Raw genomic sequence first — 23314 nt, forward strand, 5'->3', positions numbered from 1 at the left:
TTATTGACACACCAGGAGGTGAATCATGAATTCGAAAGTTATCCAGCTACAGACCACGCCAGCCCCGCAGCAGTTTCGCGATGTGCCGCCGGTTTTATTAACCGATGCCACTATGCTTGCGCGCAAAGATAAGCTGCTGGAACGCATGCGCGAAGAACGCTTCGACGCCCTGGTGATTTATGCCGATAAAGAACATGGCGGCAACTTTGAATACCTGACCGGGTTTATTCCGCGCTTTGAAGAAGGGCTGCTGGTGCTGGATAAATCCGGCCACGCCACCGCCATTCTCGGCAATGAAAACCTCAAAATGGCGCAGCATTCGCGCCTGCCGGTTGCCCTCAAACACTGCCCGCTGTTTTCCCTGCCCAACCAGCCGATGGACAACGAAAAGCCGCTGGCCCAGTTGTTCAACGAAACCGGGCTGAGCACCATGTCGAAAATCGGTCTGGTGGGCTGGAAAATGTTTACCGCCGCACATACCGATAACGCCAAACTCTTCGACCTACCGTGGTTTATTGTCGATGCGGTCAAGAGCAGCACTCACGCGGATCTGGTGAACGCCGCGCATCTGTTTATCCGCGGTGATAAAGGGGCGAGAACGGTCAACAACGCCAATGAAATCGCCCATTATGAATACGGCGCCAACCTCGCCTCAAACTGTATACTCACCGCGCTGGACGCCGTCACGCCGGGGATTCGTGAAACCGAACTGGGCGCACTGCTGGCCGCCGAAGGGCAGTATCAGACGGTGGTGGCCATTGCCGCTGCCGGGCAGCGTTTTGAGAAAGCCAACCTTTATCCAACCTATAAACCGGTCGAACGCGGGCAGCCGCTGTCGATGACCACCGGCTTTAAAGGCGGGCTTTCCAGCCGCACCGGCTTTGTGATTGCCGATGAAAGCGAGCTGCCGGAAAACCAGAAAGATTATTTAGACCGCGTGGCGAAACCTTATTTCGGCGCGGTCGCCAGCTGGCTGGAGAACATTCAGATTGGGATGCCGGGCGGCGAACTGTACAACCTTATCGAGCGCGTGTTGCCAAAAGAAACCTACGGTTGGCATCTCAATCCGGGGCACCTGAGCGCCGACGAAGAGTGGATGTCATCGCCGGTCTATCCGGCATCAAGCGAGACGCTCAAAAGCGGAATGATCCTGCAGATCGATATTATCCCTTCGGTGCCGGGCTATACCGGGGTGAGTGCCGAGGAGAGCGTGGCGCTGGCGGATGCGGCACTACAGCAGGCGATCGCTCAGGATTATCCGGATCTATGGGCGCGGATTGTCACCCGCCGCGCCTACATTCGCGACGTGCTGAAGATTGCCATCAGCGACGATGTGATCCCGTTATCCAACAGCGTGGGGTATCTGCGACCGTTTATGCTGGCCAAAGATAAGGCGCTGCTTTGTTCGGTTGAGTGATATTCCTGGGGTTGGTGTATATGTCGGGTGGCGGCTACGCCTTGCCCGACATATACAGATCTTTCTGTAGGCCTGATAAGCGTAGCGCCACCAGGCGGCGCACGGTGGCTATTTGTCTTATCTTATAGAAACGGCGGAGTTATCCGGTCAGATGCCTGATGTTCCGCTTGTCTATATCAGGTATGCTCAGAATTCATGGTGTGATCGGTAGCACAGTTTAGGGTTTAATTGTATGATGAATGCATTCCACCAAAGGTGAATCCCATGCTCAAATCACTGAATATCATCTGGCAATACCTGCGTGCATTCGTCCTGATTTACGCCTGCCTTTACGCCGGTATTTTTATTGCCTCGCTGCTGCCAATTACCATTCCCGGCAGCATTATCGGCATGCTAATTCTTTTCGTTCTGCTGGGGCTGCAAATTCTGCCCGCCAAATGGGTTAACCCCGGCTGCTACGTGTTGATCCGCTATATGGCGCTGCTGTTTGTACCGATTGGCGTTGGCGTAATGCAGTATTTCTCGCTGTTAAGCGCTCAGTTCGGCCCGGTGGTGGTGTCCTGTACCATCAGTACCCTGGTGGTGCTGGTGGTTGTGAGCTGGAGTTCGCATCTGGTTCACGGTGAACGTAAAGTTGTTGGTCAGGAAGAGGCAAAAAAATAATGCTGCACTATATCTGGTGGTCACTGCCGCTGACCTTAGTCGTTTTTTTTGCCGCCCGTAAGCTGGGTGCGCGTTTTAAAATGCCGCTGCTGAACCCGCTGCTGGTTTCCATGGTGGTGATTATTCCGTTCCTGATGCTGACAGGCATTCCGTACGATCACTACTTTAAAGGCAGCGAAGTATTAAACGATCTGCTGCAACCGGCGGTGGTCGCCCTCGCCTACCCATTGTATGAACAGCTGCACCAGATTCGCGCGCGCTGGAAATCCATCATCACCATCTGCTTTATCGGTAGCGCGGTGGCGATGATCACCGGTACGTCCGTTGCACTGATGATGGGGGCCTCACCGCAAATCGCCGCCTCTATCTTGCCAAAATCGGTCACTACGCCGATTGCCATGGCGGTCAGCGGCAGCATTGGCGGGATCCCAGCCATTAGCGCCGTCTGCGTGATTTATGTCGGGATTCTCGGCGCGGTATTTGGTCATACGCTGTTGAACCTGATGCGTATAACCACCAAAGCGTCGCGCGGTCTGTCGATGGGGACCGCTTCGCACGCCCTCGGTACCGCCCGCTGCGCCGAACTGGACTACCAGGAAGGGGCGTTTAGTTCACTGGCGTTGGTTATCTGCGGCATTATTACTTCGCTGATTGCTCCGTTCCTGTTCCCGGTTATTCTGGCCGTGATGGGATAAAACGAGACAAATCACACATTTTTAAACGATGTTACATGCGTTGCATTAACAATGAGATATTGATCACTATTTAAGGCGTTCGCGCCCCGTACACTACGATCCCATTACATTGTTATGAGGCACAACGCCATGCATCCACGTTTTCAATCTGCTTTTACGCAACTGGCGGCAGATCTGCAGACCGCTATCGCCCCGCTGCTAGCCTGTCCGCACTTCTCTGCCGAGCTGAGCGCCGAGCAGGTCTCTTCGCTGCAAAAGGCGACGGGGCTGGACGAAGACGCGCTCGCTTTTGCGCTTCTACCGCTGGCAGCAGCCTGCGCGCGTGCGGACCTGTCGCACTTTAACGTCGGCGCTATCGCCCGCGGCGTCAGCGGCACTTGGTACTTCGGCGGCAACATGGAGTTTCTGGGTGCGACCATGCAGCAAACGGTTCACGCAGAACAAAGCGCCATCAGCCATGCCTGGATGTGCGGTGAAAAAGCCCTGCAGGCGATTACCGTCAACTACACCCCTTGTGGTCACTGTCGTCAGTTTATGAATGAACTGAACAGCGGGCTTTCGCTGCGCATTAACCTGCCGGGCCGTCAGCCGCATACGCTGCAGGATTACCTGCCTGACGCATTTGGGCCAAAAGATCTGGATATCAAAACTCTGCTGATGGATGAACAGAATCATGGTTATCCGCTTGAAGGCGATGCGCTGGCGCAGGCAGCTATCAAAGCGGCGAACCGCAGCCATACGCCATACAGCAAATCGCCTTCCGGCGTGGCGCTGAAACTGCGCGATGGCACGATTTTCAGCGGCAGCTACGCGGAAAACGCCGCCTTCAACCCAACGCTGCCACCGCTGCAAGGTGCGCTCAATCTACTGAGCCTCAACGGTTATGACTATCCGGATATCCAGCGCGCTATTCTGGCCGAACGCGCCGATGCGCCGCTTATCCAGTGGGATGCCACCGCCGCCACGCTGAAAGCGCTGGGTTGCAGCAATATCGACCGCGTGCTGTTAGGTTAATCCTCTCCACGCTCACCCGGACGACGCGTGCAAACGCTGACTCCGGGCGTTCTCCCCGGCGCTTCGCCGCAACAAATGGCGTAATTGTCCAATTTCCCCGCAATTAAACGATGGTTTCTTGCGCTTGCGGGGCGGGTGCAGTAGCCTGATGCCTCTCTCGTCCACTATTGAGTCAAGTTCATGTTAAAGCGTGTGTTATACAGCCTGTTAGTCCTATGCGGCCTGCTGCTGATAACCGTGCTCGGTCTTGACCGCTGGATGAGCTGGAAAACCGCGCCCTATATTTACGATGAGCTGCAGGATCTCCCCTACCGCCAGGTCGGCGTGGTGCTCGGCACCGCTAAATATTATCGTACCGGCGTTATCAATCAGTATTATCGCTACCGCATGCAGGGCGCACTCAACGCCTATAACAGCGGTAAGGTGAATTACCTGCTGCTGAGCGGCGATAACGCACTGCAAAGCTATAACGAGCCGATGACGATGCGCCGCGATCTGATCAAAGCCGGCGTTGCGCCGGAAGATATTGTGCTCGACTACGCCGGTTTCAGGACGCTCGACTCCATCGTTCGCACCCGCAAGGTGTTCGATACCAACGATTTCATTATCATCACCCAGCGCTTCCACTGCGAGCGCGCGCTGTTTATCGCCCTGCATATGGGCATTCAGGCGCAGTGCTACGCCGTGCCGTCACCGAAAGATATGTGGAGCGTACGCTTGCGCGAATTCGGCGCTCGCTTCGGTGCGCTGGCCGACCTTTATCTCTTCAAGCGTGAACCGCGTTTCTTAGGCCCGCTTATCCCGATCCCTGCTCAGCAAGCGCTGCCGGAAGATGCCCAGGGTTATCCTGCGGTCACACCGGAGCAGCTGCTGGAGCTGCAAAAGAAGAAATCGTAGTAAAGCATTGAAGCCCGCAGAGCTAATCGCATCGAGATTGAGCTGATGTGTTTACGCATGCTTTACCCTACGCATCCCGCTCACCAAGCCCTTATTCATAGACGTAAAAAAGCCCAGCATCTGCCGGGCTTTTTCTGGCTGCGTTCTGTTACTTCTTGCGGGCGTATTTCAATGAATCCAGTGCCACAGCGAAGATGATGATCGCGCCTTTGATAATGTACTGCCAGTACGGGTTAACGCCGATATAGGTCAGACCGTAGTTGATAACGGTGAAGATGATAACACCGGTCACGACCCCAACAACCGTACCCACGCCGCCGCTAAACGATACGCCGCCGACCACGCAGGCCGCAATCGCATCCAGCTCATACATAAAGCCGAGGTTGTTGGTTGCCGAGCCTATACGCCCCGCTTCCAGCAGCCCGCCGAAGGCATAGAACACACCGGACAGCGCATAAATCACCAGCAGGTTCAGCGCCACGTTCACGCCGGAAACTTTCGCCGCTTCCGGGTTGCCGCCGATAGCGAAGATGTTTTTACCAAAGCGCGTTTTGTTCCACAGTACCCAAACGAAGGCAACGGCAATCAACGCGTAGAAGGTGATGTATGACAGGCGGAAACTGCCCAGCGCAATAAACCCTTGAGCGAACGTCGAGAAGCCGCTGTCGAAGCCGGAAATCGGCGATGCACCCACGAAGTCGTAGTACAGGGAGTTGATACCGTAAACGATAATCATGGTACCCAAGGTGGTGATAAATGGCGTCACGTTGAGGTAAGCAATGATAATGCCGTTAATCAGGCCAATTACCGCGCCAATCGCACAGACAATCAGTACCACCACGAAAATCGGCATCGTGGCCATCTCAGGGAATACCTTGTTGGCGTTCTCCATGGATTGCAACAGCGTCGCCGCGATAACCGCCGCCAGGCCAACCTGACGACCAGCAGACAGGTCGGTACCCTGGGTGACAATCAGACCCGCGACGCCCAACGCGATAATAATACGTACAGAAGACTGGGTCAGGATGTTACTGAGGTTCAACAAACTTAAGAAAGTCGGGTCCTGGATAATAATAATAGCCAGCAGAACCAAAAGAACGACGTAGATGCCGCCATCCTTCAGATAACTCAGAAAGCTTTTTTTATTTAATGTACTCATGTCGAGCCCCTGCGATTAAAGATGCAATGACGCAAGACGGAGAATTTCGTTTTGCGTTGTTGTTTTCGTTTCGACAATTCCAGCAACCAGGCCATTACTCATGACAAGGATGCGGTCGGTAATTCCCAGCAGCTCAGGCATTTCGGAAGAAATAATAATAATCCCTTTATCTTTCTTCGCTAGCTCAGCGATTAATTGATAAATTTCAAACTTTGCCCCAACGTCGATACCGCGCGTCGGCTCATCGAGCATTAAAATTTCAGGTTGGGTTAACAGCCAGCGACCGATAATAACCTTTTGCTGGTTACCGCCCGATAAAGAACCAATCTGCGTGTGGTGCCCTGGCGTTTTAACACGCATAGAGTCAATAACCCATTGGGTATCGCTCTTCATGCGGGAAGTATCCAATAACCCCACTTTATTTTTATAATTCTTGATATTAGATATTAACGAGTTAAAGCCAATATCAAGGTAGGCATAGATACCGGTAGAGCGACGCTCTTCCGTCACCAGCGCAAAGCCGTTATTGATGGCTTCGTTGGCGTTATGGTTATTAATTTTCTTGCCATGTAGCGTAATGGTGCCGCCCGATTTTTCGCGCACGCCAAACAACGTCTCGACGATATCGGTACGTTTCGCCCCCACCAGCCCAGCAATACCAAGGATTTCGCCCTTACGCAGCTGGAACGAGATGTCACGGATTGATGGCTGGCGCAGTGAAGTCAGATGCTGGACATCAAGAATCACTTCACCCGGCGTGTTCTGCCGGTCCGGGAAACGCTGGTTCAACGAACGTCCCACCATCATGGCGATAATCTTGTCCATATCCAGCCCTTCCAGCGGCTGGGTGGCAATCCACTGCCCATCGCGCAGAACGGTAATTTCATCACACAGCTGGAAGATCTCTTCCATTTTGTGCGAGATATAGACGATGCCGCAGCCACGATCTTTCAACTTCCGAATAATGGTGAACAGATGGTTCACCTCTTTTTCCGTCAGCGACGAGGTCGGTTCATCCATAATCACGATTTTCGCGTTATAGGAGAAGGCCTTGGCGATTTCAATCATTTGCATCTGCGAAACCGATAAGGTGCCCACGCGAGCGCGCGGATCGATATCAATATCCAGCTCATCAAAGATGGCTTTAGTATCGCGATACATTTTGTCCTGATCGACAAACATGCCTTTAGTGGGATAACGACCCAGCCACATGTTGTCCATTACCGAACGTTGTAATACCAGGTTAAGTTCCTGGTGAACCATTGAGATTCCATTTTCCAGCGCTTCTTTTGCTGAATGGAAATCAATTTCTTTACCCTGAAATAAAATACTGCCGGAATCTTTTTGGTAGATGCCAAATAGACATTTTAATAACGTTGATTTGCCCGCGCCGTTCTCACCCATTAATGCATGGATAGAGTGCGGACGAACTTTCAGGTTAACATTATCGAGTGCTTTTACGCCCGGAAATGACTTGTCGATCTGGCTCATTTCCAACAAGAATTCACCAGACGGCTCTCTATTATTGTTGTCCATAATTGTACCTGGCTGCGATATATCTGCGTCAGTATTTATATGGCGCACCAAAGTGCGCCATATATAATTAAAGATTACTTACCGGTAAATTCGCTAAGGTTGTCTTTATCTACGCCAACGTAAGGTACGCGGACGATTTTGTTCTCAATTTTCCACTTGGTGCCGTCAGCCGCGCCTTTACCTTCAGCGAGGTTTTTCGCCAGATCAAAGGTCGCTTTCGCCTGGTTGTTAGCATCGTTCAGCACGGTACCGGCCATTGCGCCAGATTTCACCAGTGACAGTGCTTCTGGCAGGGCATCAACACCGAAGACTGGAATCGATGATTTGTTGTGTGCTTTCAGCGCTTCAACCGCACCCATTGCCATCGCATCGTTGTTCGCGATCACCACTTCAATTTTGTTAGCGTTCGGGCCAGACAGCCATGCATCCATCTTGTCTTTTGCCTGAGCGGTATCCCACATCGCGGTATCCAGCGCCAGCTGCTGGGTTTTCAGACCCTTGTCATTCAGCTCTTTGATAACGTAGGTGGTACGTGCTTCAGCATCCGGGTGGCCTGGTTCGCCTTTCAGCAGAACGAACTGTACCTGACCGTCTTTGTTCAGATCCCAATTCGGGTTCGCCGCCCAGTGTTTAGCAATCAGATCGCCCTGGATGATACCGGACTCTTTAGAGTCGGTACCGACGTAGAAGGCTTTGTCGTAGCTATCCAGCGCTTTACGAGAAGGTTCTTTGTTGAAGAAGACGATTGGCACGTTCTGGCTGCGCGCTTTTTCAATCACTGTGCCCGCCGCTGCCGGGTCAACCAGGTTAATCGCCAGCGCTTTCACGCCTTTTGCCAGCAGCACGTCAATCTGGTCGTTCTGTTTGGACTGGTCGTTCTGGGAGTCGTTCATCAGCAACTGCACGTCAGGGGCAGCTTTGCCGTCTTTTTCGATAGCTTTGCGCACAACGGACATAAAGTTATCGTCGTATTTATAGATCGTCACACCAATACGGGTATCGGCTGCGTGCGCTGCGGCACCGAAAAACATGCTGGCCATCAGGGCAGACAGGGTTAACACCTTCTTATTCATGGTATCTCCGGTTTTATTATGCAGGGTAGTTCAGATGATAATAGTCGGCAGGCAACGTTAATAAGATGTTACTGCGCGACGAAATTCACTGATAAAAATTTGTTCTTCCGTGTTGAGTCACGATCCCGGTTACGCTTTAATCTGTGTTTAAGGCTGAAACGCATTATAAAAAGTGATTAATCACCGTTACATCATGTTTCAATCGAATAAACGCTGCCATCATAGTCATCGCAATGTTAACAATCTGTGAATTTAATCACAGATTGAAAACGGTTACATCGAGTGAACGTGTTACTTCGTGATGGGATGCACAAATTGCCGTTGAGCCACCGAATGGCGTCGAACCAGCGTCGGCATAAAACAGTGAGTTGCCTCACTATCTAGCTTTCCTGCCGCCCCAAGAAGCGCCAGTTCCGTCGCCTGTTTTGCCATAGAAACAATCGGGTAGCGGATGGTCGTGAGTTGAGGATCGGTATAGCGAGCGATGGGAATATCATCGAAGCCGATAACCGAGACCTGCTGCGGCACGGCAATTCCGTTGTCTTTTAATGCGCTGAGCGCCCCGGCGGCCATGTTATCGTTGTAGGCAAATACGGCGGTCAGCCCGGCATTGCGCCCGAGCAGTTCGACCATAGCCGCTTCCCCCCCGGGCATGTCCGGCGTGCCGGTCCCGACCCAACTTTCCGGCGCCACGATGCCCTGTTCCTGCAAGGCGCGCGTCCACCCTTCCCGCCGCAGCGTGTCATCTTCAATATTATGACTGGAGGCAAGATAGCCGATTCGCTGATGCCCATGATTGAGCAGCATACGCGTACCCATCAGCGCACCGCTGACGTTATCAAGACATACGCAACGATGGGCGTAGCCCGGCACGACGCGGTTAATCAATACCATGCCCGACATATGGGTCATAAACTCACTCAACTCGCGGTCGCTTAAGGCTTTCGAGTGAACGATGAGTGCGCTGCATCGTTGGCGAATCAACACTTCAATGGCGTGGCGCTCTTTTTCTGCCTCATGGTAGCTGTTACCGATAAGCACATACTTTTGATGCTGCTGAGCCACCATATCCACGGCTTTCACCAGCGCGCCAAAAAAGGCATCAGACACATCCATCACCACCACGCCAATGGTGTCGCTGACCTGGGTCGCCAGCGCCTGAGCGTTTGCATTGGGACGATACCCCAATGAAGAAACCGCTTTCATCACGGCATCACGGGTATCCTGACTGACCAACGCGCTGTTGTTCAGCACGCGGGACACGGTGGCAACGGAAACGCCGGCCTGGCGGGCGACATCACGAATGGTGATCATACTCACCGTCCGGTAATAAATTGCTGCAGTTCACGATACACCCCCTATGTCCAGCAAGAGCGCTATTTTGGCAGTGTCTAAAGCGCAACTACGTGAGAGAGGTCACAGGGCTGGAAACGGTTACATCCGTTTTGTTAATGGTTGTGATCTGGATCGTTATCTAAATGTGCTGCGGAATGATATCCCTGACGCACGCGCGGTCAATTGTCGCCACAGCCATTCCACCGGCCCCTGACGAAAATAGCGCAGCCACAGCCACGAGAAAATGAGATTTGCCAGCCAGACCGGTACTACAAACGCCAGTAGCGTCAGGCGGTCAAAGTCCATAAACAGGCCAAAGTGGTAGAAAATCGTGGTGCAGATAAGCGTTTGTAGCAGGTAGTTGGTGAGCGCCATCCGCCCCACGCAAACCACCGCCGTCACCAGCCGGAAACGACTGATTTGCGGCCAGTAGCCATAGGCCAGCGCCGCGTAGCCCAGCGTTTGAATCGGGGCACTGATTTCACGTGGAGCCTGAAGCAGGAACGCACACCAGCGGTAATCCCAGTTAAGATGCCACTGCGCAACGACAGCCGGCAGATTAATCATTACGCCCAACGGGATACAGACCGCCGCACAGCGTCGATAATGACGCAGGCTGAACTGGCCTTTAAGCCAACCGCTGCGCATGAGCGCTGCACCTATCAGCATCATCCCGGCAAGCTGCCAGCCGTACTGGGCGCCCAGCGCCAGCAGGTTCGCGGAAAGCATATCGGTGCGGTTGCTGATAGCCTCCATACCGCCGTTAAGCTTCCAGTAGTGTTCATACAGCAGACTGGAGGCATCCGGCACCCAGGAGCGGCTTTGGCCGTTATCGGCAATCATTCCCAGCAGTATCAGTACAGCAACGCCCACGCCGTAGAGCAGCACACCGGTGTTAAAGAGTGATTTGACATCGCGCGCTTCACGCACCAGTCGCCAACACACCAGGCCCACCAGCGCATAGGCCAGCAGAATATCGCCATCCCAGAATAGCAGTCCATGAATAAATCCCAGCAGCGCCAGCAGCGTCAGGCGGCTTTGGATCCAGCGCGCACCGCGCGGCAACAGCAGCTGCAGTCCAGCGCCAAACAGCAGCGCAAACAGGGTGAGGAATTTGACCTGGGCAAAGACGTCAAGAATGGCCCACGTCCAGGCATCGCGCGAAGTGATATCGCCATACCAGGCCGGGTTCAGATAGGCCGCCTTCGGCAGGCCGAAGGCGCTAATGTTCAGCAGCAGGATACCGAGTATGGCAACGCCGCGAATAAAATCCAGCGTGACGTTCCGCTCCATGTACCCTACTCCGTTAACGCATTAGTTGTGGTGACGCACCGCGCGCAAGAATTCCTGGCGGGTATTCTGACTGGACTTGAACAGGCCACCCAGCGACGTCGTCGTGGTCGCGCTAGTCGCATCGCGGATGCCGCGTGCTTTCACACAGTAATGCACCGCATCAATAGAAACTGCGACGTTGTTGGTGCCCAGCAGCGTTTGCAGCGCGGTCAGAATCTGCTGCGTCAAACGTTCCTGAACCTGCGGACGCTGCGCAAAGAACTGCACGATGCGGTTAATTTTCGACAGACCAATCACCGATTCTTTCGGGATATAGGCCACCGTCGCTTTACCGTCGATGGTCACAAAGTGATGTTCGCAGGTGCTGGTTAGCGTGATATCACGCACCGTCACCATCTCATCCACTTTCATCTTGTTTTCGATGACGGTGATTTTCGGGAAGTTGGCATAATCGAGGCCGGAGAAAATCTCATCCACATACATCTTGGCGATGCGACGCGGCGTTTCCATCAGGCTGTCATCACTCAAATCGAGATTTAGCAGCTGCATAATCTCTGTCATATGGCCGGAAATCAGATTCTTACGGGTTTCATTATCCATTTCGCGCACCGGCGGGCGCAGCGGCGTTTCCAGGCCACGGGCGACCAGCGCTTCATGTACCAGTACCGCTTCTTTACTCAGTGATGACATCTTTTCTCTCCTGCAGGTGTGCGCTTTGCTTTATAGGGGCAAAGTTTGTACTCATTGTGCGTGAGGCGACGCACAGAATCCAGTATTCGTAGTGATAATTATTGCAATCGTTAATATCTGTCAGGCTGAGGTCTCGAGACCATCTGTTCATCGACCGACAACAGCAACTATGGCATGAAGGCGAGCCGCGATTAACGCCTCAGATGTAAATGTAAAGTTATCTTTATGATGCAGCATGTGGTGGTAATGCGGAAGTGAAAGTTACTCATCGCCAATGAATTATCTGTATGATGGAACGATTAATTCTGACAAAAAACGCGAGGATCACGCATGGAAATGCTCGAAGAGCACCGCTGTTTTGGCGGCTGGCAGCAGCGCTGGCAGCACCATTCCACCACGCTAAATTGCCCGATGACCTTTAGCCTGTTTTTACCACCTGAAGGGAAAAAAACACCGCCACCGGTACTGTACTGGCTTTCAGGCCTGACCTGTAATGATGAGAACTTCACCACCAAGGCAGGCGCACAGCGGGTTGCTGCCGAACTGGGCATCGTGCTGGTTATGCCGGACACGAGTCCTCGCGGTGAAGGCGTTGCCAACGATGCCGGCTACGATCTTGGCCAGGGCGCTGGTTTTTACCTGAACGCCACCCAGGCTCCGTGGGCTGCGCATTTTCGCATGTATGACTACCTGCGTGACGAACTGCCAGCGCTGATTGAGGCGCAATTTAACGTCAGCACTCGCCGTGCTATCAGCGGCCACTCAATGGGTGGCCACGGTGCGCTGATGCTGGCGCTGAAAAATCCTGGGCGCTATTGCAGCGCCTCAGCCTTTGCGCCGATCGTTAACCCAAGCCGCGTTCCGTGGGGACAAAAAGCCTTTAGCGCCTATCTGGGGGACGATCAATCCCGCTGGAGCGAATGGGACAGTACCGAACTCCTGCTGGCAAGCCGAAACGCCGATGCCATTCCGCTGCTGATTGACCAGGGCGATAACGACCAGTTCCTCGCCGACCAGCTTCAGCCTGCGGTATTTGCCGAAGCCGCGCGCCAGAAAGAGTGGCCGCTGACGCTGCGCATTCAGCCAGGCTATGACCATAGCTATTACTTTATTGCGTCGTTTATTGAAGATCATCTGCGCTTCCACGCAGAGTCGCTGTTGAAATAACCGGCTTCTGGCCTGATAAGCCTCGTGCTATCAGGCCTACATCGCTGAGTTTTCCTGCTCATCTGCTAACGTGTAGGGATAGGCCTTCCGATACTGTAACGGCGTTTTTCCCATATTCTTACGAAAACAGGTAATAAACCACGCATACTCGGTAAACCCGACCCGTTGCGCAATTTCCCGCACCGAATGCTTTGAATGCAGCAGCAGTTCACAGGCCTGGCGGATCCGTCGCATCATCAAATATTCCTGAATCGTTCCGCCGGTTTCATCGTGAAATCGCCGCGAAGTGTGTCCGCGCGAACAGCCCATCGCCGCCGCAATCTCTTCCAACGAACAGCGCTGATGATAGTGTGTTTCCAGCCAGCGGATAATGGTGGAGGAGAATGTGTTATGCCCTGCCGCCTGCTCCTGCTGTGGTAACAGGCTAATCAACTGCATAATCAAAAAAGCGCTGTCGCTGGTGCTCCAGCTCGCTTCACGGGTGAGGGCTTCAAAACGCTGCAATAGCGTCTCAATCACCGGCTGTAAGTCGCCGACATCAAAGACCCGCGCCTTTTCTCCACGGCCGCACAGTTGACGTAACAGCATTTGCTGGCGAGGAAAATCGCGCAGCCATGGCTCCAGCAACACGGAGTTAAAGTGCAGCGTGGTTCGGTGATAAACATTGCGCTCGTCCTGCTCGACGAACACCTTATGCAGCTTGCCGGGCGGGAAGATAAATAACCGGCCCGGTTTCACCGTATATTGCTGGTGTTCCATAAGCGCAATGCCCACGCCACGCGATACCGACAGAATTTCCGCACACTGATGCCAGTGATAATAGTTGGCCGGCATGTTTTGCATTCGGTTGAAATAAATCGACTTATCGTTGAGATGGATCTGCTCAAGATAGGTGGTGTCTTCCGTGCGTCCGGAGGGTGTCATGGCGTCAGTCTCGATGTTAATAAACTTATATTTTCATCATTGGAATAAAACTTTTGGCCTAAATTACGCCATAAAATTATTTTTAATTACCTATGATGCGTAAAAGTACGAGCACAATCACATTTGTCGGCTGCCGCAACTTCCTATTATTCATCCGCCATCAACGGTCTGAAACGGGATTTCATTATGCGGACGAAACAACATTACAGTGCCTTAGTACAGCAATGGATAGCGGCGGCTCTCCCCCACCTCTCTGCCGATTGCACACGGCTTCATGCCGGCAATACCGCCGCACAGTATCCGGACGACGTGGCAGGCATGGAGGGATTTGTTCGTCTGCTGTGGGGCCTGTTTCCGCTGATGAGCGGCGGTACCACACCCGAATGGCAGGAGACGTTTCTGACTGGCCTGCGAAATGGCTGTAATCCGCAGCATCCGGGTTATTGGGGCGCGGTCGGTGATAACGATCAGCGCTGTGTGGAAATGGCCGCATTCGGTCTCGGGCTGGCGCTGCAAACGCCGTTGTGGTCGCAGCTAACAAAGACCGAACAGAATAGTCTCGTGCACTGGCTTTCTCAGAGCGCAGAAGTCGCCGTGCCAAATAATAACTGGCACTTTTTCCCCGCCTTGATTCAGGTTGGCCTGAAGTGCGTCGGGCGTGAATACGATATGGCGGTGATTAACCATCACCTCGACGCCATTGAACCTTTTTGGCTGGGAAACGGTTGGTATTGTGATGGCGAAGGCAAGCCGCGCGACTACTACATCTCCAGCGGCTTTCACTTTTACAGCCTGCTCTACAGCCATTTTATGCAGGATGTCGATCCCGAGCGCTGTCTGCGTTACCGCCAGCGTGCGCAGCAGTTTGCTAAAGACTATGTCTACTACTTTACCGCTGATGGCGCGGGCATTCCGTTTGGCCGCAGCCTGACCTATCGATTTGTGCAGGCCGCTTACTGGAGCGCGGTGGCCTTTACCGGGCTCGATGTCTTTACGCCAGGGATCGTGAAAGGGTTGATTTTACGCCACCTCGACAGCTGGCTGGCGCAGCCGTTTATCAACGCTGACGGGCTGTTTAGCATTGGTTACAGCTATCCCAACCTGATTATGGCCGAAGACTACAACAGCCCCGGCTCGCCCTACTGGGCGCTTAAAGCGATGCTGATTCTGGCGCTACCGGAAGAGAGTGCATTCTGGCAGGCCGAATGCGAGCCGCTGCCGGAGCTTGACGCCACCCATCCGGTCCCCGAAGCAGGGCAAATCATCGTGCACAGTGCGAAAAATCGCCATGCCTGGATGTTAATGTCGGGCCAATTCGATAAAAACAACTTCGTCAATTTTGAGCAAAAGTACTGCAAATTCGCCTACTCAAGCCAATTTGGTTTCACCCTTGAACGCGGACGCTACGGCCTGAACCATGCTGCCGTTGACTCAATGCTGCTATTTAGCAACGGTGACGATTACTACCGCGGCCGCCGCGAGTGCGACAGCGTGTCGGTCAGCCATGAATGGGTACGCAGCGAGTGGCGGCCATGGAATGACGTCGCCGTCACCAGTTGGCTAATTCCGCAGCAAAGCGGCCATATCCGTATCCACCGCGTCACCACGCCGCGTCCGCTTTCCTGCGTCGAAGGCGGCTTCGCGGCCAATCATCATCAACAAACGCGCCTGACGTCTACCCCTGAAGCCGTCACCGTCGAAACAACGCATGACTATAGCCAGATCGTTAACCTCAGCGGCGATCGGCAGGCGCGGCTCATCACGACACCGCCCAACAGCAATCTGCTGTACGCCGCACCGGCTGATATTCCTTGCTTATCCACGCAGCTTGGCGCCGGTACGCACTGGCTGGCCTGCTTCGTCAGCGCCGATCCCGGTGCGGCGCAGGCGCTGCCGGAAACGATCCATTTTACGCATTCTACCCAGCAGCTAACCGTGAACGGCACCTCGCTCACCATTGTATAACCTTGACCTCTGATTAACGGCGGAGACCATAATGACAACAACAATTCAGTCGACACGTTCGGCATATATAAAGCTAAGCCTGTTTGTTTTTCTGTTTACCTTTACCTGGGCGGCAAGCTTCGGCCTGTACGCCATCTGGCTTGGCGATAAGGCCGGGCTGGACGCTGTAGAAATCGGTACCGTATTTGCCGTAAACGGCGTTTTTGCCGTAGTGATAAAGCCGGTGTACGGCTACATCATGGACAAAATCGGCATGAAGAAGCATCTGCTTTATTTTGTCTGCATCATCTCCGCGCTGATGGCACCGTTCTATATCTGGATCTATCTCCCGCTGCTGCAAACCCATTTCATCAGCGGAATGATCGTCGGGGCGCTGTTCTTTAGTCTCGGCTGGTATGCAGGCGTGGCGGCGGAAGAGTCCTACGTCGACCGTTTTAGCCGCCTCTATAACATGGAATTTGGCCGCATCCGTATGTGGGCAGCCCTTGGCTGGGCAACGGCGTCATCGTTTTCAGGCTTCTTGTATAACATTTCGCCAAAGATTAACTTCGCCATCAGCAGCGTGTCAGCACTCTGTATGTTCGCCGTGCTGCTGACCCTGAAGGTTGACCACTTCGGTAAAGAGGATAACGACGTCCTGTCAAAAGAGAAGATCGTCATTACCGACGTGCTGCACCTGCTGGCCAACCGCAAGTTCTGGATGTTCTCGCTGTATATCGCCGGCGTGGCGTGGATGATGTTTATTGCCGAACAGCAGTTCTCCCGCTACTTCGTCACCTTCTTTGCCACTAAGGAAGAAGGCAATGCCATGTTTGGTTACATGAGCACCGCACAGTCGGCAGCCGAATTCTTCGGCATGATGCTGGTTCCTTCGATTATTAACCGCATCGGCGCCAAGCAAGGAATGTTATTAACCGGTCTGGTCATCAGTCTGCGCCTGATTATTTCCGGCCTGACCAGCGACCCGCTGATTATCTGCCTGGTAAAACCGCTCTACGGCATTGAGATAGCGCTCATTCTGGTCTCGGTCTTCAAATATATCGCCGAGCATTTCGACAAGCGCGTCAACGCCACCATGTATCTGCTGGGCTATCAGGCGATGATTTACGTCGGCTCTATCGTCGTCGCGCCACCGGCGGGCTATGCCTATCAAACCATCGGTTTTGAACATACCTATCTGATCATGGGGATCATTGCGCTCATCTTCACCGGCGTATCGACCCTTACCTTATCGACCTGCTACAGCCATCGCAAAACGGCGCTGGAGCCGGAAATCAAACAGCAAGCGCTTAATTAAAAAAGGGAATAGCACCGCATGACCTCTGAAACGATCAACAAAGAACCCCTGGCTTTGCATACCCTGAAGCCAGGAGAGCGAGAAGAGATTAGCCAGAAAATCCGTCGGATAATGCCCTCATTGCTGAAAGCCATCGACGCTAACGCCGACTATTTCGGTCAGCGTTTCCCGGATGCCGCCTGCGAAAACGGTCTCTATCCGGTGATTGATAACATTGAATGGACCACCAGCTTCTGGACCGGGCAACTATGGTTAGCCTACGAATGGACCGGTGAGGCGCACTACCGCGCGCTGGCCGAGCAGCATATCCATTCCTTCGGCAAGCGAATCATCAACCGCGATCACACCAATCACCACGACCTGGGTTTTCTTTACAGCCTCTCCTGCGTGGCGGGCCAGCGTCTGACCGGTAACCGCGAGGCCGGTTACATTGCCCTACTCGCCGCCGAAGCGCTAATGGAGCGCTACAACGAGAAAGCGGGAATTATTCAGGCGTGGGGAGAACTGAATAACCCAGAGCAACAAGGCCGGATGATTATCGACTGCAACATGAACCTGCCGCTGCTGTATCAGGCGAGTCAGGCCAGCGGCGACCCGCGCTATGCAGCTGCGGCGAAACAGCATATTGAGCAGGCTCGTCGCTATATCGTGCGCGAGGATGGCTCCACGTTCCATACCTGGTATATGAATGTGGAGACCGGTGCGCCGCGTTTCGGCAACACGCACCAGGGGTTTTCCGATGACTCATGTTGGGCGCGTGGTCAGGCTTGGGGGGTTTACGGTTTCCTGCTGAACTACCTGCATACCGGCGACAAACGGCTGCTGGAGCTGAGCCAGACGCTGGCAAACTATTACCTTAACCGTCTTCCCGACGATCTGATTTGCTACTGGGATCTGGCGCTCACCGCCCCTGATAGTGAACGCGATAGCTCGGCGGCAGCAATTGTCGCCTGCGCCCTGTTGGAGCTGGTAAAACATCTTCCGTTAACCCATCCGGATAGAGAAAGTTATGAAACCTTAGCGCTGCGGATGATTGGCAATATGCTCGACGACTACGTCAACCGGGAACATGCGCCGGGACAAGGGCTGCTGGAGCATTCGGTCTATTACTTCAAAGGCGATGTGGGCGTTGACGAGTGCTGTAGCTGGGGAGATTACTTCCTGATGGAAGCGATAACCCGCGCCACAAAGAACTGGCATAGCTACTGGTAATATACGGTGAGTTCCCGGGGGCTTCGCTGGCCCGGGCTACGAGAAGGGATAACCCTCTTATGTAGCCCGGGTAAGCAAAGCGCCCCGGGTTTAGTGCATGCGAAAAGAACAGCTTAGAAGCGGTAATCCACCGCCATAAAGTAGCGGCGGCCATCTTCGTTATAGCTGTAATCGTCACGGTTGAGGTCTTTATCCCCGAGGTTCAGCACGCCGGCACGCAGTTTGACGTCTTTCGTTGCCTGCCATGCACCGCCGAGATCCCAGGTGGTATAACCGCCAGGTGTTTTAGCCGTTGCGCTGGTTGCGCGCTGCTGACCGGTATAGCTTGCCGCCAGGTAGAATGACCAGTCCTGCACCGGCGTCCAGTCGAGACGACCATTACCGGTATGGAACGGCAGCTCCTGCAGTGGCTTGTCGCCACCGTTGCTCAAATCGCGGCCATCGTTATAGGTGTAGTTCAGCGTGACTTTCCATTCATCGCCAAACGGCACCTTCAGCTCGGATTCAACGCCGCGAATACGCGCTTTGTTGACGTTATAGTAGGCGAATACCGGCACACCGTTTTCAAAACCGACAAAGTTCGGATAGCCCGGCGCCGCGTTCTTATCACGGGTACGGTTGATATTGATCATATCGTCAATATCATTCTGGAAGGTGGTCACGCTTGCCTGAACACCGTCCAGCCAGCCCTCTTCTCCCTGATAGTAGAGACCCACTTCGAAGCTTTCGCTGGTTTCCGGCTTCAGATCCGGGCTACCAACGATGCGGCAGCCGCCGCGGCAGGAGTTGGTCGTCCAATCCGGGCTCAGCTGCAGCAGCGATGGTGCTTTAAATGCCGTCGCCCAGCCGCCTTTTACCGTCACCGTGTCGGTGGCGTTATAGACGAGGTAAGCACGCGGGCTCCAGTGATCGCCGTAGGTTTCGTGATCATCCATACGGATACCGGTGGTCAGTGCCAGCGGTTCGAAGATCCGCCACTCGTCTTCAACAAACAGCGCGTACTGACTGGCGGACGTTTTGCTGCTGGAGCCGCCGGTCAGGTTTACCGGATCCTTAAGCTCATCGTGGCGCCATTCGCCGCCAAAGGTCACCAGCTGGTTAATCACGCCCAGCGGCAGCACGTATTTACCGTCGATGGTATTACTTTCGGAGGTGATTTCGCTGGCATTGCCTGGGTTCTTGTTAGCCACTTTCTCGCCATAGTACTTCAGCTCGCTGGTACCAAGATCCCAACGTCCGTTATGGCTTAAGGAGTAGTTCTGGCGCTCGAGACGGTTGCGGTCGAGCGAGTCGGATTCGCGGTCCTGGCGGTCAAAGCCATACCCGGCAGTGATGTCGTTGTTCTCATTTGGCGTCCAGGCAAGCTCAACGTTGCCATCGCGGCTGGTGAAGCCTTCGATACGCGGCGTGTCGCCGGTGGCCGTTGTGTTGGAGGTCTGCGGATCGTCCTTCTCGCGTTTCGACAAGCTACCAAAGGCCTTCATCCCCAGCAGGCCGTCAATCAGCGGGCCGGAGGTAAAGAACTGGCCGTTCCAGGTATCGCCGCGATCGCGGTGTTCCTGAATGATGCTGTCCGCGGTGATGGTTCCCGTCCACTTCGCGCCAATTTTTTTGGTGATGATGTTCACCACGCCGCCCAACGCATCCGAGCCGTACAGTGAGGACATCGGGCCGCGCACCACTTCGATACGTTCGATGGCGTCAACCGGGATCCAGTTCAGGTCAAAATCGTTGTGACGGAAGACGGCGTTACGCGAATTCACGCGCTTACCATCAATCAGAATCAGGGTGTAGCTGCTGTCGAGGCCGCGAATGCTGACCCCTTTACGGTTGTCCCCTTCATTGGTGAGCTGTACGCCCGGGACTTCCTTCAGCACATCTTTCAGATTTTGCACCGGCTTACGCTGCAGATCTTCCTGAGTAATAACGCTGATGCTGGCAGGCGCATCCTTCACGCTTTGCTCGGTGGCAGCCGCCGTAACGACCATAACTTCATTATCATCTGCAGCACCGACAGGCAGCGCCAGGGACATTACGGACGCACACAGCCCGCCCCGAACGAAGGGGTTTAACCTAAACATTCCATTTCTCCATGAGGTTAATACTGAATTAAAACAAAGAGGTTTTACTCACACGTGCTACTTCGAAGCCGCTGACCGGCGGCCTATTTTTTGCAGATGTGGCTAGTCCCCTCAGCCTGTTATCCAGCCAGGAGAGGAAGTGGCTTCATCCTTTTGTATGGGAGAAGATGATAAACGTAATGATAACAATTATCAATTAATGTTATTTAAAGTTATGTCAGGACGTAATAAACAGTGTCAATCCCATGAATGGAAGACATAAAAAAACCTCTCCGGGGAGAGGTTTATGATGCGTTGTAAGAATGGAGAATTATTTCTTAAAGCGCTCTGGGAAGTGCATTTCGCTGTAGCTCACGAAGTGCGTACCACGAGACAGCTTATAGCCGAACCAGATAATCAGGAACAGCGGGATACCAATGTAGGTTGCCGCCACGCCGCCCCAGTCAATGGTGTCGGCGAGGAATGCTTCATAGTTCTGGCCCAACGTAATAATCAGACACAGGACAAAGGCAAAGATCGGCCCCAGCGGGAAGAACCCTGAACGGTACGGCAGATTATTGATGTCATGCCCCTGCATCACGTAGCCGCGACGGAAGCGATAGTGGCTAATAGCAATCCCCAACCAGGCGATAAAGCCGGTCATCCCGGAGGTGTTCAGCAGCCACAGGTATACCGTCTGGTTACCAAACATCGACGTCAGGAAGCACAGGCCAGCAATCACGGTCGTCGCGTATAACGCATTACGTGGCACACCACCGCGAGACAGTTTGGAGAAAATGCGCGGCGCTTTGCCATCGCAGGCCAGGGTGTAAAGCATACGGGTAGACGCGTACATCCCGGAGTTACCCGCTGACAGTACCGCCGTCAGGATAACCGCATTCATTATGGCTGCCGCAGACAGCAGACCGGCATGCTGGAACACCAGCGTGAACGGGCTCACGGAAATATCTTTCACATCGTTGCGCAGCAGGCTTGGATCGGTGTACGGAATAATCAGGCTGATAATCAGGATCGCGAACACATAGAACAGCAGGATTCGCCAGAATACCTGACGCACCGCGCGCGGAATATTCTTCTCTGGATCTTCAGATTCGCCCGCCGCAATACCAATCAGTTCGGTACCCTGGAAGGAGAAACCGACAATCATCGCCACGCCAATCATCGCGGAGAACCCACCGGCAAACGGTGCATCGCCCGTTGTCCAGTTGCTCCAGCCAACCGGCTGCGCCCCTTTGAAGATACCGAGGATCATCATGATACCGACGATGATAAAGATAATCACGGTGGCGACTTTAATCAGCGAGAACCAGTACTCTGCTTCGCCGAAGCCTTTAACCGAGATGTAGTTCAGCAGGAAAATGACGCACAGGAACAGCGCACTCCAGATCCAACCCGGCGTATCCGGGAACCACCAGTTCATCACCAGCTGTGCCGCTACCAGGTCAACGGCGATGGTCACTGCCCAGTTGTACCAGTAGTTCCAGCCCAGCGCGAAGCCGAAGCCTTCTTCGACGTAATTCTGGCCATAGGTCGCAAAAGAACCGGATACCGGCATGTACGCCGCCAGCTCGCCCAGACTGGTCATCAGGAAGTACACCATCAGGCCAATCAGGATATAGGAAAACAGCGCGCCGCCAGGGCCCGCCTGAGAAATTGTCGCACCGGACGCGACAAACAGACCTGTACCGATAGAACCGCCAATGGCGATCATCGTCAGATGGCGCGCCTTGAGTTCGCGACGTAGCGCGGGCGCTTGTGTGGTTTTTGTTTCGGAACCCATGTGAAAATGCTATCCATCCAAAAAATGAGGCGCGATTGTAACAGACGATTCGGGCATCTCACGGCAGAAATGCGCAGTTATAAGAGAGCTTCATGATCGCTCCCTTATTATAAGTAAAGCATCCGCACGCCGGTTTAGGTATTGCAGTAATAAAGAAAACGCCTTAACGCGTTGGAGAGATGTTTTTGCCGATGATGGATACGCCACAGGGTGCGGCTTAAGGTCGGCAGCGGAATATTGACCTCCACCAGCGAACCGGCTTCCAGCTGTTCGGCAATCACCCGACGGGACAAACAGCTGATACCGAGGTCGTGGCGAACCGCATGTTTGATTGCTTCAGAGTTGCCAAGCTCCATGCCCAGCTGGAACTGCGGCAGGTGCGAAAGTAGCAGATAGTCGACAATTTCCCGCGTGCCCGAGCCTTTTTCACGCAGTATCCACGGCGCTTTCGCCAGCGTGTCGAGCGTAATCTCCCCTTGCAACCAGGCGCTGTTAGGAGCGGAAAAGACCACCAGTTCATCTTCGAGCCAGGGTTCAGCAATGATGTCAGCAGAGTGACACGGCCCTTCAATCAGCCCAATATCCACGCGGAAATCAGCGACCGCGTTAATCACATCCTGACTATTACCGACACTCAGCTCCAGCGGCAGCGTGGGAAAGTCTTTACGGTAACGGGCAATCACGCCCGGCAGAATATAGTTACCGATGGTGCTGCTGGCATACACGCGAATAGCGCCGTTATCTTCACGAAACAGCTGTTCTATCTCACTGGCCTGCTCCAGCAGCGCCAGCGCACGCGGATACAGCAACCGCCCGTGCTCATTGACCACCAGCCGCTTTCCGACGCGGTCAAACAGCTGCACGCTAAGCTGCCCTTCCAGGTCTGTTAACGCCGCGCTGACCGCCGACTGCGACAGCGCCAGCATCTGCGATGCCTGGGTGGTCGAGCCGCTTTTCAGCACCTCTGCAAAAACTTCCAACTGACGCAGCGTGATATGCATAGTTTTTCGGCCCGCCGGAGCCGCCCTTACCAGTTATTACGATTAATTATAAATATATAATCAATTTTATCTTTAAGCCAGCCAGGCGTAACCTTTTAGCCAGACAAAGGAGAAG

At 53.8% G+C, this 23314-nt stretch carries 19 protein-coding genes; 9 read left to right on the top strand and 10 right to left on the bottom strand.

Going from position 1 to position 23314, the window contains the following annotated elements:
• Window positions 1-25: 25 nt before the first annotated feature.
• The 5 genes from LZ634_RS08930 to sanA all read left to right on the top strand — a co-directional run bounded on the left by LZ634_RS08930 (window position 26) and on the right by sanA (window position 4686).
• Window positions 26-1417: a M24 family metallopeptidase gene (locus tag LZ634_RS08930; protein WP_234504111.1), complete on the top strand. Its 1392-nt coding sequence runs from the start codon at window positions 26-28 to the stop codon at window positions 1415-1417.
• Window positions 1418-1681: 264 nt separating this feature from the next.
• Window positions 1682-2080 (top strand): CidA/LrgA family protein, encoded by a 399-nt coding sequence (locus LZ634_RS08935; protein ID WP_234504114.1) that lies wholly within the window; start codon window positions 1682-1684, stop codon window positions 2078-2080.
• Window positions 2080-2775 carry a CidB/LrgB family autolysis modulator gene (locus LZ634_RS08940; protein ID WP_234504117.1) on the top strand — a complete coding sequence of 232 codons (696 nt, stop codon included), beginning with the start codon at window positions 2080-2082 and terminating at the stop codon, window positions 2773-2775. The genes LZ634_RS08935 and LZ634_RS08940 overlap by 1 nt, the downstream gene beginning before the upstream one ends.
• A 129-nt stretch (window positions 2776-2904) precedes the next feature.
• On the top strand, window positions 2905-3789 hold the full coding sequence (gene cdd / locus LZ634_RS08945) for a cytidine deaminase (protein ID WP_234504120.1): 885 nt from the start codon (window positions 2905-2907) through the stop codon (window positions 3787-3789).
• Window positions 3790-3969: 180 nt separating this feature from the next.
• A complete protein-coding gene (gene sanA, locus LZ634_RS08950) occupies window positions 3970-4686 on the top strand; it encodes an outer membrane permeability protein SanA (protein ID WP_234504123.1) in 717 nt (238 codons plus the stop codon).
• A gap of 148 nt (window positions 4687-4834) precedes the next feature.
• Here sanA and mglC read toward each other — a convergent pair whose 3' ends face one another.
• The 6 genes from mglC to folE form a co-directional block, all read right to left on the bottom strand.
• Window positions 4835-5845: a galactose/methyl galactoside ABC transporter permease MglC gene (mglC, locus tag LZ634_RS08955; protein WP_052285156.1), complete on the bottom strand. Its 1011-nt coding sequence runs from the start codon at window positions 5843-5845 to the stop codon at window positions 4835-4837.
• Between the two features lie 15 nt (window positions 5846-5860).
• On the bottom strand, window positions 5861-7381 hold the full coding sequence (gene mglA, locus LZ634_RS08960; RefSeq protein ID WP_234504126.1) for a galactose/methyl galactoside ABC transporter ATP-binding protein MglA: 1521 nt from the start codon (window positions 7379-7381) through the stop codon (window positions 5861-5863).
• Window positions 7382-7455: 74 nt separating this feature from the next.
• Window positions 7456-8454, bottom strand: a complete 999-nt coding sequence (gene mglB / locus LZ634_RS08965; RefSeq protein WP_234504128.1) for a galactose/glucose ABC transporter substrate-binding protein MglB — start codon at window positions 8452-8454, stop codon at window positions 7456-7458.
• Between the two features lie 291 nt (window positions 8455-8745).
• Window positions 8746-9768: an HTH-type transcriptional regulator GalS gene (gene galS / locus LZ634_RS08970; protein ID WP_234504130.1), complete on the bottom strand. Its 1023-nt coding sequence runs from the start codon at window positions 9766-9768 to the stop codon at window positions 8746-8748.
• A 156-nt stretch (window positions 9769-9924) separates the two neighbouring features.
• A complete protein-coding gene (gene yeiB / locus LZ634_RS08975) occupies window positions 9925-11082 on the bottom strand; it encodes a DUF418 domain-containing protein YeiB (protein ID WP_234504131.1) in 1158 nt (385 codons plus the stop codon).
• 21 nt (window positions 11083-11103) lie between these two features.
• On the bottom strand, window positions 11104-11772 hold the full coding sequence (gene folE / locus LZ634_RS08980; protein ID WP_234504133.1) for a GTP cyclohydrolase I FolE: 669 nt from the start codon (window positions 11770-11772) through the stop codon (window positions 11104-11106).
• Between the two features lie 330 nt (window positions 11773-12102).
• Here folE and fghA point away from each other — a divergent pair, with 330 nt between their 5' ends.
• Complete coding sequence (fghA, locus tag LZ634_RS08985) at window positions 12103-12939, top strand: S-formylglutathione hydrolase (protein WP_234504135.1); 837 nt, start codon at window positions 12103-12105, stop codon at window positions 12937-12939.
• Between the two features lie 36 nt (window positions 12940-12975).
• Here fghA and LZ634_RS08990 read toward each other — a convergent pair whose 3' ends face one another.
• On the bottom strand, window positions 12976-13863 hold the full coding sequence (locus tag LZ634_RS08990; RefSeq protein ID WP_234504138.1) for an AraC family transcriptional regulator: 888 nt from the start codon (window positions 13861-13863) through the stop codon (window positions 12976-12978).
• Between the two features lie 186 nt (window positions 13864-14049).
• On the opposite strand from LZ634_RS08990, the gene LZ634_RS08995 reads away from it, so the two are divergent.
• From LZ634_RS08995 to LZ634_RS09005, 3 genes are read left to right on the top strand one after another with little or no spacing between them, the layout of a single operon-like run.
• On the top strand, window positions 14050-15828 hold the full coding sequence (locus LZ634_RS08995) for a DUF2264 domain-containing protein (protein WP_234504141.1): 1779 nt from the start codon (window positions 14050-14052) through the stop codon (window positions 15826-15828).
• Window positions 15829-15859: 31 nt separating this feature from the next.
• On the top strand, window positions 15860-17125 hold the full coding sequence (locus tag LZ634_RS09000; RefSeq protein WP_234504143.1) for an oligosaccharide MFS transporter: 1266 nt from the start codon (window positions 15860-15862) through the stop codon (window positions 17123-17125).
• An 18-nt stretch (window positions 17126-17143) separates the two neighbouring features.
• On the top strand, window positions 17144-18337 hold the full coding sequence (locus LZ634_RS09005) for a glycoside hydrolase family 88 protein (protein ID WP_234504144.1): 1194 nt from the start codon (window positions 17144-17146) through the stop codon (window positions 18335-18337).
• 113 nt (window positions 18338-18450) lie between these two features.
• Here LZ634_RS09005 and cirA read toward each other — a convergent pair whose 3' ends face one another.
• The 3 genes from cirA to yieE all read right to left on the bottom strand — a co-directional run bounded on the left by cirA (window position 18451) and on the right by yieE (window position 23199).
• Window positions 18451-20418, bottom strand: coding sequence for a catecholate siderophore receptor CirA (gene cirA, locus LZ634_RS09010; RefSeq protein ID WP_234504145.1), 1968 nt, complete (start codon window positions 20416-20418; stop codon window positions 18451-18453).
• Between the two features lie 310 nt (window positions 20419-20728).
• Window positions 20729-22198 (bottom strand): amino acid permease, encoded by a 1470-nt coding sequence (locus LZ634_RS09015; protein WP_234504146.1) that lies wholly within the window; start codon window positions 22196-22198, stop codon window positions 20729-20731.
• Between the two features lie 134 nt (window positions 22199-22332).
• Window positions 22333-23199 carry a DNA-binding transcriptional regulator YeiE gene (yieE, locus tag LZ634_RS09020; RefSeq protein ID WP_234504147.1) on the bottom strand — a complete coding sequence of 289 codons (867 nt, stop codon included), beginning with the start codon at window positions 23197-23199 and terminating at the stop codon, window positions 22333-22335.
• Window positions 23200-23314 lie beyond the last annotated feature (115 nt).

This window comes from Kluyvera intermedia (assembly GCF_021440345.1).
GTDB classification, from domain to species: Bacteria; Pseudomonadota; Gammaproteobacteria; order Enterobacterales; family Enterobacteriaceae; genus Kluyvera; species Kluyvera intermedia_A.